Source organism: Paenarthrobacter sp. CAP02 (assembly GCF_040137855.1).
Classification (GTDB): domain Bacteria; phylum Actinomycetota; class Actinomycetes; order Actinomycetales; family Micrococcaceae; genus Arthrobacter.
The window spans coordinates 92159-106623 of the sequence record NZ_JBEEII010000004.1; the positions used below are offsets into that span (position 1 = coordinate 92159).

Annotated in this window: 13 protein-coding genes; 6 read left to right on the forward strand and 7 right to left on the reverse strand. The window is 63.5% G+C overall.

What is annotated here, in order from left to right; translation table 11 throughout:
- Window positions 1-227: 227 nt before the first annotated feature.
- The 4 genes from ABHM97_RS08240 (at window position 228) to ABHM97_RS08255 (ending at window position 5793) form a co-directional block, all read left to right on the forward strand.
- On the forward strand, window positions 228-1856 hold the full coding sequence (locus tag ABHM97_RS08240) for an ABC transporter substrate-binding protein (RefSeq protein WP_257369222.1): 1629 nt from the start codon (window positions 228-230) through the stop codon (window positions 1854-1856).
- A 126-nt stretch (window positions 1857-1982) separates the two neighbouring features.
- Window positions 1983-3074, forward strand: a complete 1092-nt coding sequence (locus ABHM97_RS08245) for an ABC transporter permease (protein ID WP_235520623.1) — start codon at window positions 1983-1985, stop codon at window positions 3072-3074.
- Between the two features lie 2 nt (window positions 3075-3076).
- A complete protein-coding gene (locus tag ABHM97_RS08250) occupies window positions 3077-4090 on the forward strand; it encodes an ABC transporter permease (protein ID WP_349470283.1) in 1014 nt (337 codons plus the stop codon).
- Window positions 4087-5793 (forward strand): ABC transporter ATP-binding protein, encoded by a 1707-nt coding sequence (locus tag ABHM97_RS08255; protein WP_257369218.1) that lies wholly within the window; start codon window positions 4087-4089, stop codon window positions 5791-5793. Before ABHM97_RS08250 ends, ABHM97_RS08255 begins: the two co-directional genes overlap by 4 nt.
- A 78-nt stretch (window positions 5794-5871) precedes the next feature.
- Here ABHM97_RS08255 and ABHM97_RS08260 read toward each other — a convergent pair whose 3' ends face one another.
- Window positions 5872-6528, reverse strand: coding sequence for an NADPH-dependent F420 reductase (locus ABHM97_RS08260; RefSeq protein WP_349470284.1), 657 nt, complete (start codon window positions 6526-6528; stop codon window positions 5872-5874).
- A 160-nt stretch (window positions 6529-6688) separates the two neighbouring features.
- Between ABHM97_RS08260 and ABHM97_RS08265 the strand changes: the two genes are divergently transcribed.
- Window positions 6689-7078: a chorismate mutase gene (locus ABHM97_RS08265; RefSeq protein ID WP_235520619.1), complete on the forward strand. Its 390-nt coding sequence runs from the start codon at window positions 6689-6691 to the stop codon at window positions 7076-7078.
- Between the two features lie 3 nt (window positions 7079-7081).
- On the forward strand, window positions 7082-8116 hold the full coding sequence (locus ABHM97_RS08270) for a uroporphyrinogen decarboxylase/cobalamine-independent methonine synthase family protein (protein WP_349470286.1): 1035 nt from the start codon (window positions 7082-7084) through the stop codon (window positions 8114-8116).
- Here the strand turns inward: ABHM97_RS08270 and ABHM97_RS08275 are convergent.
- From ABHM97_RS08275 to ABHM97_RS08300, 6 genes are read right to left on the reverse strand one after another with little or no spacing between them, the layout of a single operon-like run.
- Window positions 8113-8838, reverse strand: a complete 726-nt coding sequence (locus ABHM97_RS08275) for a DUF4166 domain-containing protein (protein ID WP_349470287.1) — start codon at window positions 8836-8838, stop codon at window positions 8113-8115. The genes ABHM97_RS08270 and ABHM97_RS08275 overlap by 4 nt on opposite strands.
- 11 nt (window positions 8839-8849) lie before the next feature.
- Window positions 8850-10142 (reverse strand): DUF58 domain-containing protein, encoded by a 1293-nt coding sequence (locus tag ABHM97_RS08280; protein WP_349470288.1) that lies wholly within the window; start codon window positions 10140-10142, stop codon window positions 8850-8852.
- A 32-nt stretch (window positions 10143-10174) separates the two neighbouring features.
- Entirely contained in the window at window positions 10175-11215 is a 1041-nt protein-coding gene (locus tag ABHM97_RS08285; RefSeq protein WP_349470289.1) for an AAA family ATPase, read from the reverse strand.
- Window positions 11212-12414, reverse strand: coding sequence for a DUF4350 domain-containing protein (locus ABHM97_RS08290; RefSeq protein ID WP_349470290.1), 1203 nt, complete (start codon window positions 12412-12414; stop codon window positions 11212-11214). The genes ABHM97_RS08285 and ABHM97_RS08290 overlap by 4 nt, the downstream gene beginning before the upstream one ends.
- A complete protein-coding gene (locus ABHM97_RS08295; RefSeq protein ID WP_349470291.1) occupies window positions 12411-13094 on the reverse strand; it encodes a DUF4129 domain-containing protein in 684 nt (227 codons plus the stop codon). Before ABHM97_RS08295 ends, ABHM97_RS08290 begins: the two co-directional genes overlap by 4 nt.
- Window positions 13091-14329: a DUF7847 domain-containing protein gene (locus ABHM97_RS08300; protein ID WP_349470292.1), complete on the reverse strand. Its 1239-nt coding sequence runs from the start codon at window positions 14327-14329 to the stop codon at window positions 13091-13093. The genes ABHM97_RS08295 and ABHM97_RS08300 overlap by 4 nt, the downstream gene beginning before the upstream one ends.
- Window positions 14330-14465: the final 136 nt, after the last annotated feature.

Below are 14465 nucleotides of genomic sequence, written 5' to 3' on the forward strand. Positions count from 1 at the left end.
CGTCGCCCCTTGACTGATCCCCGGGACCACCATATTCCCGCCTCCGCGGCCGGGCAATAGCTGCCGGACGAAGAAGAAAGCTACTGGAAGGTAAATTTTATGTCTCGAATCACAAAATCCGGGGTTCTCCGCTCGGGAAGTCTGGTTGAATCGTGGGATCAAGAGTGTCCGCCGTCACAAATTTTCCACGGCGGCGCGCCCAATCCATCGAACAGAAGGTTCACCAGATGGCACTGAACAAGAAGGCCCTGCACGGCGTTATCGCGCTGGCGGGCATCTCCGCATTCGCCTTGACGGCATGCACCGGGCCCTCCGGAGGCGGTTCATCATCCGCTCCGGCTGCCGGCGGCCCCATCGCCTACGGCACCACGGACAAGGTCACCTCCCTTGACCCGGCAGGCTCCTACGACAACGGTTCATTCATGGTGATGAACCAGGTCTACTCGTTCCTCCTCAATTCCAAGCCGGGCAGCGCAGAGCCCGTACCCGACCTCGCCGAATCGGCGTCGTTCACGTCCCCTTCCGAGTACACGGTCAAGCTCAAGTCGGGGCTCAAGTGGGCCAATGGCCACACCTTGGACTCCAAGGACGTCAAATTCTCGTTCGACCGCCAGGTAGCCATCAACGACCCCGCTGGACCGGCCTCGTTGCTTACCAACATCCAAAGCGTGAGCGCACCGGATGCCACCACCGTGGTGTTCAAGCTCAAGAACGCCAATGACCAAACGTTCAGCCAGATTCTCAGCAGCCCTGCCGCGCCGATCGTGGACGATGAAGTCTTCCCGGCAGACAAGATCCTCTCGGACGACGAAATCATCAAGGCCAACGCCTTCTATGGCCAGTACACCATCGACAGCTACAAAAAGAACGAGCTGGTCAGTTTCAAGGCATTTGCCGATTACAAGGGTGTCCTTGGCAAGCCGGCGAACGACGCCGCCACCATCAAGTACTACGCCAGCCCCACCAACCTGAAACTGGAAATCCAGCAAGGTGCCATTGACGTTGCCTTCCGCAGCCTCAGCGCGACGGACATCGACGATCTCCGCAAGGATTCCAAAGTCAAGGTCCTCACAGGCCCCGGTGGCGAAATCCGCTACATCACTTTCAACTTCGACACCATGCCGTTCGGAACCAAGGCCACCGGTGCTGATCCCGCCAAAGCACTTGCCGTGCGGCAGGCAATCGCCAACCTTGTTGACCGCCAGGCCATCGCCGACCAGGTTTACAAGGGCACCTACCTGCCCCTGTACTCGAACGTCCCCAACGGATTCATGGGAGCCAACGAGTCCTTTAAGGACGCCTATGGCGACGCCGGCAAGCCGAGCCTGGACAAGGCCAAGAAGGTCCTGACAGATGCCGGGATCACTGAACCCGTCTCACTGAACCTCCAGTACAACCCGGACCACTACGGTGGATCCTCCGGCGACGAATACGCCATGGTGAAGGAACAGCTGGAGAAGTCCGGCCTGTTCAAGGTCAACCTGCAATCCACCGAGTGGGTGACCTACAGCAAGGCCAGCCGCGCCGACGAGTACCCGCTGTTCCAGTTCGGTTGGTTCCCGGACTTCAGCGACGCGGACAACTACCTCACCCCGTTCTTCCCGGAGGGCGGCTTCCTCAAGAACCACTACAACAACGCCACGGTCAACGACCTCATCGCCAAGCAGCTCACCGAAGCGGACAAGACCAAGCGCGAATCCGACATCAAGGATGTCCAGAACGCACTGGCTAAGGACATCTCCACCTTGCCCCTGCTCCAGGGCGCCCAGGTGGCAGTTGTCGGCAGTGGCGTGAACGGTGTCGACAAGACATTGGATCCGTCCTTCAAGTTCCGCCTCGGAACTGTCTCCAAGTAACCGAGCCTCTCCATGGAAGGAAGGCGGGACGTCCACCAGACGTCCCGCCTCCTTGCTGAACACCAAGGTGGGCAGCACGCATGAGCCAAATCCCGCGCAATCCACGGGCAGGAAATACAGGTAACAATGACAACACTTATTGAGGTCCCCGAGGCAGAGCCAGGGATCGTTGCTCCAAAGAGCAAGTCCAGGTCCGGAGGAGGGCTTGGCAGATACATCGTGGTTAGGTTCTTCCTGATCATCCCCACAGTTTTTATCCTCGTGACACTCGTCTTCTTCCTGATGCGGGTCATTGGCGACCCCATCACCGCGGCACAAGGAGGCCGGCTTCCTCCGGACGTCTTGGCCCAGCGCATCCATGACGCCGGCTACGACCGGCCCGTTCTCGTCCAGTACTTCGAATACCTCGGCCAACTCCTGACCGGGAACTTCGGTACCACGATCACGGACCGGCGTCCCGTCGTCGAGGTGCTCACTACCTTTGGTGCGGCAACCCTGGAGTTGTCCATCAACGCACTGATCGTTGCGCTCGCAGTGGGAATTCCGTTCGGACTTATCGCCGCGCAACACCGGGACAAGACGTCCGACGCCGTGCTGCGGTTCTTTGCGATCCTTTGCTACGCGACACCCGTCTTCTTCTCGGGACTGCTGCTGAAGCTCACCTTCTCCGTCTGGCTGGGTTGGTTTCCCGTCGCGGGCCGTGCTTCAACCCGGACGGAACTGACCATGGGCGGACTCGCGGCGCCGTCGGGCATCTATTGGCTGGACGCGATTCGCAGCGGCAACTTCACGGCACTGGGCGATGTCGCAGCCCATGCGGTTCTCCCTGCCATCGCGTTGGGCTTGTTGACCGCCGGGGTGTTCTTGCGCTTGGTGCGCACCAACGTGATCGGTACCCTCGGCAAGGACTACGTCGAGGCCGGCCGGTCCCGGGGCGTCAGCGAGTACAGGCTGGTGACCAAGCACGCCTACAAACCGGCATTGATCCCGGTCATCACCGTCATGGGCCTGCAGATCGCGTTGATGCTGGGCGGTGCCATCCTGACGGAAACCACGTTCGAGTGGAAGGGCCTTGGGTACCAACTGGTGCAGTACCTCAATGCCCGCGACTTCGTGGCAGTACAAGGCATCGTGGTGCTGCTGGCCATCATCGTGGCCGTCACCAACTTCATCGTGGACATCATCGCCGCGCTCATCGACCCCCGAGTGAGGTACTGACCATGAGCACACCAACGCTCACACCGCCACGGCAGCCCCTGTTCTCGAGGCTTCCGGTAGTGTCCCACCTCAAGAAGAGCGTAGGGCTCCAACGCGGCATGCTCATCGTGGGGGTAGTCCTGAGCGGGCTGTTCATCCTGACGAGCATTTTCGCACCGCTGCTGGCACCCTATGGATATTCCCAGCTCAGCGATGCCTCCGGTTCCTTCCCCACCCAGCAGGCTCCCGGTGGAAATCACCTGTTGGGAACCACCGTGGGCGGCTACGACGTCCTGTCGCGGGTTATCTGGGGATCGCAGACGGCCGTGACGGTCATCATCGTGTCCGTTGCAATGTCCCTGTTCCTCGGCGTCGCCCTGGGATTGCTCAGCGGGTACTTCGGGGGCTGGCTTGACCGGATCCTCGTGGTGGTCGCGGACGCCATCTACGCCTTCCCGACGCTGCTCCTGGCAATCGTGATCTCCATTGTCATCAGCCGGGGTCAGTCCAGTTTCTGGGGCGGGATCTTCTCCTGCGCGTTCTCGATCACCGTGGTGTTCGTCCCACAGTATTTCCGCGTGATACGCGCCGAAACCATCCGCCTCAAAGCCGAACCATTCGTCGAATCGGCCAAGGTCCTGGGCGCCTCGAGCCTGCGCATCATCGGACGGCACATCTTCAAGAACGCCACCAGGACCCTGCCGCTGATGTTTACCCTCAACGCATCGGAGGCCATTCTCACCCTGGCCGGCCTGGGCTTCCTGGGCTTCGGCATCGAACCAACGTCAGCAGCCGAGTGGGGTTTCGACCTCAACAAGGCATTGGCTGACACCTCGTCGGGAATTTGGTGGACAGGTGTCTTCCCGGGCATCGCGATCGTCCTGACAGTGCTGGGCCTGACGTTGGTCGGCGAGAGCATCAACGACCTCAACGACCCCCGCATCCGCGGACGCAAGCGCGCCGGCAGGACCCCGGTACTGTCCGCAACCCCGGAAACAGGAACGCCGGAAGCCCCGGCAGAGGCAGGAAAGCCATGACCACCAACCTTGGAAATGTCTCAGACCAGTCCGTTGCTGGTGAGCCCGTGCTCACCATTGACCGTCTCCAAGTCACTTTCGCCACCGATGGCGGAGACGTTCACGCCGTCAAGGACGTCAGCCTGGAGGTGAAGGCCGGTGAAGTAGTGGCCATCGTGGGCGAGTCGGGATCGGGAAAGACCGTCACCGCAAAAACGATCCTGGGCTTGCTTCCCGAAACGGCCATCAGCTCCGGTGCCGTGGTGATCAATGGCAACAACGTGATCAGTGTCAGCAAATCCACACTCAGGAAAATCCGTGGCAGGGATGTTGCCATGGTCTTCCAGGAACCCTCCACGGCGCTGAATCCTGTCTTTACCGTCGGCTGGCAGATCGCCGAGGGTATCCGGGCGCACGCAACGGACGGCAAGCGTGTTTCCGCCAAGGAAGCCAAGAAAAGGGCCACGGAGGCGCTGCGGAAAGTAGGCATCCCGGACCCTGAAACCAGGGTCGACTACTATCCGCACCAGTTCTCCGGGGGCCAAAAACAACGTGTCGTCATCGCCGCGGCGCTCGCGTTGAACCCCGGGCTGATCGTGGCCGACGAACCCACCACGGCGTTGGACGTCACCGTCCAGGCCGAAATCCTGCAGCTGCTGCGCGACCTCAGGGACAACTACGGCACCTCCATTGTGCTCATCACGCACAACATGGGCGTTGTGGCTGACCTCGCTGACCGCGTGGTTGTCATGTATCAGGGCGACGTGGTGGAGGAGGCGCCGTCCCGCGTCCTCTTCGCCGAACCCCGCCAGGAGTACACCCGCAACCTCCTCGCCGCGGTTCCCCATCTGGGCCGGCACTCGGCCTCTGAAGGTGCCCGGAGCCGCCTCCACCAGGACGGCAAGGTACTGGTTGAGGCCAAGAACCTGACAATTGAGTACCCGGGCCGGTTCGGACGGCACGGGTTCAAGGCAGTGGACAACGTCAGCTTCACGGTGTCAGAGAACGAGGTCTTTGGCCTGGTGGGTGAATCCGGCTCCGGAAAGTCCACGATTGGTCGCGCCATCGCAGGCCTGAACCGGACAACCGGGGGCAGCTTGAAGGTGCTCGGCTACGAGATGCTGGACTTCAAGGAACGATCGTTCCGTCCACTGCGGAAAGAGATCGGGTTTGTCTTCCAGGACCCGGCGGCGTCCTTCAACCCGCACCTGACCATTGGTGAGTGCGTGGCGGAGCCGCTGGTCATCCACACGAAACCGAGCGCCGCCGAAGCGAGGAAAAAGGTCGGTGAGCTGCTCGAATCAGTCCAGTTACCGGCGTCGTATGCTCAGCGCTACCCCCACGAGCTATCAGGTGGGCAGCGGCAACGGGCCTCGCTGGCGAGGGCGCTGGCGCTGAACCCGCGGCTTCTGATCGCCGACGAACCCACGTCGGCCCTGGATGTGTCGGTGCAGGCCAAGGTACTGGACCTCTTCAAGGAGATCCAGGAGCAGTTCGGCTTCGCGGCGCTCTTCATCAGCCACGACCTCGCAGTGGTGGACATGTTGTCGCATTGGGTGGGAGTGCTTTACAAAGGCCAGCTGGTGGAGCAGGGGATCGGCAACCATGTGATGGGTTCGCCCCAGCATGACTACACCAAGCGGCTCATTGCCTCGCTGCCGGTGCCGGACCCGGACGAACAAGCACGACGGCGGGAAGCGCACCGGGCACTGCTGGGCGGCTAGCCCGGCATTTATCCCGGCGCGTGAGCTACGGCAAAGGCACGCCCCCTGCATGGGGGCGTGCCTTTGCCGTAGTTGTTTCTATTCGGAAACGATGCCGATATTGAACATCTTTCCTTGGGGCTGTTGCATGAAAATCCGCAACCAGAGGGGGAGCCACATCTCCATTGCGCGCGCAGCGTCCAGCCCGCCCAGATCCCGGATGTGCGCGGGCGTCCACCCAAATTCCTGGAGCAGGCCCGACACTACGGCCTTGGCGTCAGCGTCGTTGCCGGCCATGAAGATGTCATGTGGTCCCGGGAGCCGGCCGGGATCCACCATGACCGGTGCGGTGACGGTGTTCAACGACTTCACCACCCTGGCTCCCGGATGGGCTCTTTGGATGGTTTCGGCGATGCTGTCCGTATTGCAGACCGTGAGCGGGGGAGGGAATCCCTTCGATGAATCCAAGGGGTTGGAGACGTCCAACAGGATCTTGCCGTCCAGCGTGCTGTCACCTGCCTCGGCCAGGACTGACAGGCTCACGGTGCCGGGGGTTGCGTTGATGATCAGGCTGGACCGTGCACAGGCCTCCGCGAAGGAGCTGGCGCTTGCCCCTGCGCCGGCGCTTCGGGCCCATTCCATGCCTTTGGGATTACCGGCCTCGCGGGAACCCATGGTTACTTCATGACCCAGGGTGACGAGTTTTCCGGCGAGCGCATGCCCTACCATTCCCGTACCCAGCACAGCGATTTTCATGGGAGCTCCTTTGCCTAGGCTGCGGTGATGGTGCCATTCTGCTCCGTTTCCGGCGGCACGAACACTGCCCTGACCGGCTCGCCAGGCGTGGTGCATGCCCTGCTTGCGGAGGGCAGGTAACACCGGCGCCGTCACGTCCCCACACCCTAGACTGGGGTGCATGACCGAGTACAACAATGCCCTTCCCGATGACGCCGATTCCTTCAACCCGGCTGCGAGTTCCCTGGCCGGCCAGGTGGACCGCGCCGTCATGGATGAGCTGCTGTCCATTCGGTCCAGTATCGACAACATTGACGCGACCCTGGTTTTCCTCCTCGCGGAACGCTTCAAGGCCACCCAGAAAGTAGGGGTGCTCAAGGCCACGCACAAGCTTCCTGCTGGTGACCCGGGGCGTGAAGCTGCCCAGATCGCGCGGCTGCGGAGGCTCGCTGAGGACGCGCACCTTGATCCCGCCTTCGCGGAGAAATTCCTGAACTTCATCATCAGCGAAGTGATCCGACACCATGAGGCTATTGCCGAGGATCACCAGATCTCCAGCCAGCAGGCCTGATCCATGTCCTCAGTGAATGACCTGCGTGCCGGTGCCACGGCGCTGGGGCCGTGGCCAGGCAGCGACCCGGCAGAAGCAAACCGGATTATCCGCGGCGAGTTGGGCGACCCGCATCTTCCGTTCCTGCCGTCGTTGCCGGACAGGGGTGTGGGATCGGACCCCGTTGGCCGAACGGGTTCCCTGCTGGTGGACCTGGCCATCGATGTCCAGCCCCATGGTTGGCGTCTGGTGGACAGGCCCGGCAAGGACGCCCAACGCGCTCGTTCGGCCCTGTCTACCGACATCAACATCCTGGCCGACATCGCCGGCGCCGAGGATATTTCGGCCACGGCCCTGAAAGTCCAGTTGCTGGGCCCGATGAGCCTCGCTGCCAGCCTTTACCTGCACAACGGGGAGCGGGCCCTCCTGGACTATGGCGCCAGGCGGGATGTTGCGGAGTCCCTTGCTGCGGGCGTTGGCGACTATGTCCGCAGGATCTCAGCCGCGGTGCCGGGCGCCGGGATCGTGGTCCAGATGGACGAACCGGATATCGCGTCGATCATGGCAGGGACCATTCCGACGGCGAGTGGTTACCGGACCCTGAGGTCCATCCCCGGGGAGGAAGTTACCGGCGCGTGGCAGTTGGTGATCAAGGCGCTCAAGGCTGCGGGCGTGGTGGAAACCGTGGTGTCGGTTCCCGAAATAGAAGCACCCATTGACCGTGTGATCGCTGCCGGGGCTGACGGTGTCGCCGTGCCCCTCAAGGCCCTGACGACCCGGCAATGGGAACAGCTTGCAGAGGCCGTGGAAAACGGCAAACGCTTGTGGGCAGGTGCCCTGCCGACGGGAGATCCCCAGTCCCTGCTGCCCCGGACTGCCGACGTGGTGGAGTGCATCTGGAAACCGTGGCGCCAACTCGGCTTGCCGGCATCGCAGCTTGCCGGGGTTCGGGTCACCCCGTCCACTGGTTTGGAACACTTCACACCGTCGTCCGCCAAAGCCGTCCTTTCGAAGCTGACGAAGGTCGCTGACGGTCTGGACCAACTCATCCAGGGCTAAATCCGCTCCTCCCAGCGGTCCGGTTCCGCGTACCGTGGGAGTGTTGTGCCGGGTGCCGTGCCCGGCAGGTAGGGTGTCAGGCGGTAATCGAACCGCCCGGCATACACCAGGACCAGGCCGATCTGCGGTTGGATGACCTTGACCTGGATCCGGTGCTTGCCCTCGACGCCGTCCCACCACTGCTCGGCGTAGGCGCGGGCGTCCAGGGCTTCAGGCAACGGAATCCGCAACGGCCCCAGCAGGAGCCGGCTTGCTTTCGACACTCCACGCAGCCGGCCCTCTGGGGTGACGCTGACATCCAGGTCCGTGACCAACCGGCGGTACCGGCCCACATGGTCCACCAGTCGGGCTTCCACCCCAGGTGCCGGTTGCCCGCCGGACGTCGGAATCGCACTGGTCGTGTCATGGAAAAGCCGTGTTCCGGACGGGAAGTAGATCTCGCGGCGGGCTGTGAGCGCTGGTCGCCCGAAGGGGTCGACATGGGCGTGGTTTTCTATGCGGAACGCTATGCCTTCACCGTACTCGGGGAAGAAGGCCTCCTCGCTTCCGGTCAATGCGAGGAGGGGCCGCAGCCACTTCTGCCGGCAACCCACAACATCAAAGATCCCCTCGCCTATGCCATAGGTGCCTGAACCAGCGGAAAGCGAAAAATACTCCTGGAGTTCCGGCGTCAGTCTCTTGAAGTCCTCTCCGAGGGCGAGTTCATAGATGGGGCTGTTCATGGGCGTCCTTCCTAGAGCCGTCCGGCGGCTTTGAGCCGTATATAGGTGTCTGCGAGCAGAGGCGGAACGTCGAGGGGGTCAGCGTCCACCACCTCGGCTCCGAGTTGTCGCAGTTGGGCTGTAACAGCGGCCCGCTCCAACAGTGCGCGTTCAGCGGCGGCTGCACGAAACACCTGGCTGGCCGTGGTCCGTTGTTCCTTCATCCCGGTGAGCAGGGGATCGCGGACCGAGGCAACCACTACCGCGTGTTGACGCGACAACTGCGCGACGGTGGGGAGCAACCCTTCTTCGGGGGCGCCGCCGTCGAGCGCCGTCAACAAAACCACCAGCGAGCGGTGCGCCGAGACGGCCCGCACTTGGCCCGGTATCTGTTGCCAGTCAAGTTCGATCAGTTCCGCTTCCAAGGGGGCCATGGCCTGGACCAACTGCCCGAGCAGATTGCCCTTCGACGCCGATTCGACCCGGGCGCGCAGCCTCCTGTCGTAGGCGAGGAAGTCCACCCGGTCTCCACCCCTCTCGGCGAGCACAGCCAGCAACAAGGCGGCTTCGATGCCTGTATCGAGGCGGGGTTCATCGTTGATCCTGGCCGCGGCTGTGCGGGACGTATCGAGGACGATGACGACGCGGCGGTCCCGCTCCGGACGCCACGTCCGCACCACCACAGAGGTCCGGCGTGCCGTGGCGCGCCAATCGATGGACCGGACATCGTCTCCGCGGACGTAGTCCCGCAGGGAATCGAACTCCGTTCCGGCGCCGCGGATCTGCACGGCCGCCTTTCCGTCCAGTTCCCTGAGCTTCCTTAGCTTGGAGGGCAGATGCCGCCTGGAGTGGAAAGGTGGCAGCACCCGCAGCCGGCCGGGGAGCACGCGCGTGCGCTGCCGGGCGGCCAGACCCAGGGGACCCATTGAGCGGATGGTCACGTGGGGGCTTTCCAGGTCCCCGCGACGCCGGGGGAGCAGGGCCACGCTCAGGCGGCGCCGCTCACCGGCCGGGATCGTGAGGGGTTGGACAGGGCTGATGGCTCCCGCCGAAGGCTGCCATGCATCACGGATACGGGCCCGCAGTTGACGGCCGGTGGGATTGAATACCATCACCACCGAATCCGCTTGGCCTTCAAGCGTGACGTTGCCGGGTTGTCGTCGTTCCAAGCCCAGTTTGGCCGGAGACACCGCCACCACGAGGTCAAGGACCAACAGGAGCAGGAGTCCGATGCCGACAAAGAGAACGGTGCTCCACGCGGGGAACAGCACCAAGGGAACCAGGCCCAGCACGGCCAGGAGCACGAAACGCCCGGTAATTGCCATTTAGGCCGCCCGGTCCTTGGGAAATCCCGGAGTCATCGTGGCACCGGGACGGATGCCAGGATACTGCCCAGGACATCGTCCACCTGGATGCCGTCCATTTGGGCTTCCGGCCGGAGGCCCACACGGTGCCTCAGGCAGGGCAAGGACAACGCTTTGACATCGTCCGGTGTCACGAAGGACCTGCCCGACAACCACGCCCACGCTTTGGACGTATTGAGCAATGCGGTGGCACCTCTGGGGGAGACCCCGAGCTGGAAAGAAGGTGCGGACCTGGTGGCCCGCACCACGTCCACGATGTACGCAAGAATTTCGGGTGCAACGGTTACATCCGCTACTGCCACCTGGGCGGCGGACAGCTCGACGGCGCCAGCGACCGGCCGCACGCCGGCGGCCGCGAGGTTGCGTGGATCAAAGCCGACGGCATGGCGCCGGATGACCTCAATTTCCTCGGCCCTTCCCGGCAACGGCATGGTCAGCTTGAGAAGGAAACGGTCGAGCTGGGCCTCAGGCAACGGATAGGTGCCTTCATACTCCACAGGATTCTGCGTCGCCGCCACGATAAAAGGAACCGGCAAGGGACGGGACAGCCCATCGACCGAGACCTGACGCTCCTCCATGGCTTCCAACAGCGAAGCCTGGGTCTTCGGCGGTGTCCGGTTGATTTCGTCCGCGAGCATGATGTTCGTGAAGACCGGGCCTTCGCGGAAAGTGAATTCGGACGAGTGGGAGTCGTACACCAGGGAGCCCGTCACATCGCCTGGCATCAGGTCGGGGGTGAATTGCACCCGCTTGGTGTCAAGGCTGAGAGCGGTGGACAACGCCCGTACCAGGAGTGTCTTCGCCACCCCGGGCACACCCTCCAGGAGCACATGGCCGCCACACAGCAGGGCGATCAGCATTCCAGTCACGGTGGCATCCTGGCCAACGACAGCTTTGCCCACTTCCGCCCGGACGTTGAGCAGCGACTGTCGTGCAGGGTCTTCTCCGGCCGGCCGCTCCGGTGCCTGCTGTGGGGCGGCGCCGCCTGCGTGTTGGCTGTTGCTGTCCGTGTAGCTGTTCGGCTGGCTGCTCATCGGGCGGTTGCCTCCTCTTCGATTCGTTCGATCTGTTGGGCCCACTGCACCAGTTGGCCTTCGGTTGCGGGTATGGCGTCGATCAGGACTGACCGTACTTCCGGTGCCGGCCTCCCCAAGCGGTTGGAACAGGCGTCCACGATGGCTTCGGCGGTGGCGTCGGCCCCGAGGTTGAAATGACGGGCCAAGCGGGTGAGGGTTCCTGCCCGAAGATTGTCCGCTGCGCGGTCTATGGCCCGGGAGTCCTGGTACAGCCGGGCCCTTCCCTCTGCTGTCTCTGCTGCCTTGACAACCACGGGAAGCGGTTCGAAGACCAGCGGCCCCATGCGCCTGCCCCGCCAGGCAATGGCAAGGACGGCCACCAAGCCAAGCCAGGGGCCGGCGAATGCCAGCCATCGGGGTGCCAGATCGTTCAGGGTAGGTGTCGAATCCGATGCCGCAACATCTTCGATGCCGGGCAGGTACCAGACAAGGTCCGGGTTGTTCCCAAGGGTTCGAAGCGCCAGGGCGGCGTTTCCCTCAGATGCAAGGTGTTCGTTGTCCAGCACCTCGGAGCTGCCGATGACCACCAACGTCCCGTCGGCTGATGCGGCGTACACGCCCGGTCCACCGTCCCGGATGGGGTAGCAGACTACGGGACCCCGGAAAACAGGTCCCTGCGCGGAGATTTTGCCGGCCGACGTAGCGTCCTCCTGCTCGCAACCCGGCTCTATCGCGGTGGTTGCTTCAGGAACGACGCCACCGGGATGGAAGTCCGGCCCCAGTCCACCGAGGCTTCGCAACCTTGGCTTGACCAGCACCAACCGGTCGGCCATCGCCGCAACGTCCTGTACTTGGTCCTGATTGAGGAAGCCACGGGGATCATAGACAAGCACTGTGGCTTGGGGCTTTTCCGTCAACGCGGCCCGGGTCTCCTCCAACGTGCCGGTCGGAGTGACGGAAACGCCGTGCTGCCCCAGGATTTCTGCCGCGGCCATGGCGCCATCCGGGGCGGGATTCCGGGCGGACAGGGGGCGCTTGTCGCTGTTGCCAGTGAGAGTGGAAACAGCGAGAAAGGCCACCAGGCCGGCGAGCAACGCACCGATCGCGATCCACGCCAGGTTTTTTCGGAACCAGTCAGGGAAGCCGCGCCGGGTGGAGCCGTTGGTGGGTGCCGCCTCATCCGAGCCGTGGGAGCGTTCCTGCAAAGTTGTCGTCATCGCGGCACCGCGAAGCCGGCAGCTGCCTGCCCTGCATAGTCGGGCTTCATGGCAAGGACATCGGTATCCAACTGGCGCAGGGAACCGTAATCGGCTTTCGTAGCCCCCGCCTCGCCGTAGCGTATTGCGTCGAACACGCGGGCAGCGGCAATGAGCCTGCTTTGTGCGGCGCCAAAAACACTTCCCAGTTGGGCTGCAGCTTCGTCTGCGGTCCTGCCGGCCCGGACATCAATGACGTCCCGCTCTTCGGCGGACCTGACCAGGGCGCGGAACAAGTCGACGACGGCGGCCGGCCAGTCGCCGTCGTCGGCCGCAGCTGCGGCACGCGAACGGTACCCGTCCGCATCCATAATGCGTTCGTCACCATAAATGTCCGTGTCCGCTGCTTTTCGCCGTGCGTTCAACCGTGGCCGGACAACAAAGATGGCCACAATAATGACCGCTACGGCCACAGCAAGGATGATGGGCACGGCGAGGTCGGGGCCGGGACCGGACAGCTCCCCGTCGAAGGACGAGAGCCAGTCCAGGAAATCCCGCCACAGCTGGTCAACCCAGCCTGGACGTGCGTCGGGGTATTGGGCTTTTGCGAGTTCTTCGGCGGCCCATTGGCGCGCTTCGTCGCGACCCGGTACCACCGGGGGCTCCGTGCCCACCGGTACGTTCCAGCCGGGAAACCTCATGCGGGAGGACGCTGACCAGGCGGGATGTATGGAAACTGTCCACCGGCGGGTGGCTGCCCGTTGCCGGGTAGGGCCGAAGGGGTGCCCGGGATGCCCTCAGGGTCCGCTCCGGTTTCCATCAACCGCATCAACTCCACATCAAGGCCATCACGGCGCATGCGCAGGTCCATGTAGAGCAACGCCAGAACTGACGCCTGGAAGGCGAAAGTTACCGAGCCCACCAAAGCTCCGATAGCGGAGGAAATAACCGTACTGACCACCACAGCGGAAGCGACTGTGTCCTGGTCGGGATGGGGTGAGACCACTCCGCCGATGGCAGTGGCAGCCAGCGAGGCCGGGATCTGCACGATCTGGGCAATGATTCCCACCATGATCGCCACTACGAGGGTGATCCCGAAAATACGCCACCAGTTGTTCTTCGTCAGCTGCCAGGACCGAAGGAGGCCGTCATAGACGCCCGTGCGTTCCACGACGATGGCCGCCGGGGCGAGCATGAGCTTCAGGCCGATCCACACAATAAGGACGACTGAGCCCAGCCCCACCGGGAAGACAATAAACAAGGCCATGGGACCCAGGGCCGTAAACAGCAGTACAGCGATTCCCGCGACGGCAGCAACAGCGAGCAACCCGCCCACCGTCAGCAAGGCGGCTACGCCAAGCAGCGGCCAGATCCTGCGTCCGGCGAGCGTCCACATCTGCTTGAAGCCGGTCCGTCGGTTAAGGACCGACCGCGCCACCGGGACCACCAGAACTCCCTGGAGGACCGAGCCCAGGAAACCGATCAAGACCGAAATGCCCATGGCCCCTGCCATGAAGGCAAAGACCGGGCCCATCGCTTGGAGGAACTCCTCCTCGGAGTTGACGGTTTCAAGGGATGAGGTCATCTGGACCATCCCCACCGTGACTGCCCCGATCAGGATCGCCCCGATGGCCTGCACGATCAGGGCCGAGCCAAACATCGCCGCGGCATTGCGGCGGATGGTTTGGAAGGAGCCGTCGAGAATCTCGCCGAACTGCAACGGACGCAATGGAATGACGCCGGGTTTTGGGGGCGCAACGTAGAGGGGCTGGCCGTAGGGAGCTCCGGGTGGCCACCCTGGCGAATGCTGCCCTGCGACGCCTTGGCCGCCGGCCTGCGGAACTGCCCACGCAGGAGGGCCGCCCCACTGTGGCTGGTTGCCCCACGCGGGTTGGTTGCCTGGCACCCCATCCTGGCCGTGCTGTGGTTGTGACACGATATCCTCCCCATAAGGCCCGCTCCGTCGACGTCCGACGTCCCCCATACGGACCCTCGCACCCAGCCTATAGTCCCGCCGTCGTCGCTCCTAGCCTGCCGCGGTGCCGCCGTCGACAAGCAGGGCCGCGCCGTGG

Coding starts and splice junctions, on each gene's coding strand:
- ABHM97_RS08255 (WP_257369218.1), top strand. CDS start 4,087: ATGACCACCAACCTTGGAAATGTCTCAGACCAGTCCGTTGCTGGTGAG.
- ABHM97_RS08245 (WP_235520623.1), top strand. CDS start 1,983: ATGACAACACTTATTGAGGTCCCCGAGGCAGAGCCAGGGATCGTTGCT.
- ABHM97_RS08270 (WP_349470286.1), top strand. CDS start 7,082: ATGTCCTCAGTGAATGACCTGCGTGCCGGTGCCACGGCGCTGGGGCCG.
- ABHM97_RS08250 (WP_349470283.1), top strand. CDS start 3,077: ATGAGCACACCAACGCTCACACCGCCACGGCAGCCCCTGTTCTCGAGG.
- ABHM97_RS08290 (WP_349470290.1), bottom strand. CDS start 12,414: ATGACGACAACTTTGCAGGAACGCTCCCACGGCTCGGATGAGGCGGCA.
- ABHM97_RS08295 (WP_349470291.1), bottom strand. CDS start 13,094: ATGAGGTTTCCCGGCTGGAACGTACCGGTGGGCACGGAGCCCCCGGTG.
- ABHM97_RS08275 (WP_349470287.1), bottom strand. CDS start 8,838: ATGAACAGCCCCATCTATGAACTCGCCCTCGGAGAGGACTTCAAGAGA.
- ABHM97_RS08260 (WP_349470284.1), bottom strand. CDS start 6,528: ATGAAAATCGCTGTGCTGGGTACGGGAATGGTAGGGCATGCGCTCGCC.
- ABHM97_RS08240 (WP_257369222.1), top strand. CDS start 228: ATGGCACTGAACAAGAAGGCCCTGCACGGCGTTATCGCGCTGGCGGGC.
- ABHM97_RS08280 (WP_349470288.1), bottom strand. CDS start 10,142: ATGGCAATTACCGGGCGTTTCGTGCTCCTGGCCGTGCTGGGCCTGGTT.
- ABHM97_RS08285 (WP_349470289.1), bottom strand. CDS start 11,215: ATGAGCAGCCAGCCGAACAGCTACACGGACAGCAACAGCCAACACGCA.
- ABHM97_RS08265 (WP_235520619.1), top strand. CDS start 6,689: ATGACCGAGTACAACAATGCCCTTCCCGATGACGCCGATTCCTTCAAC.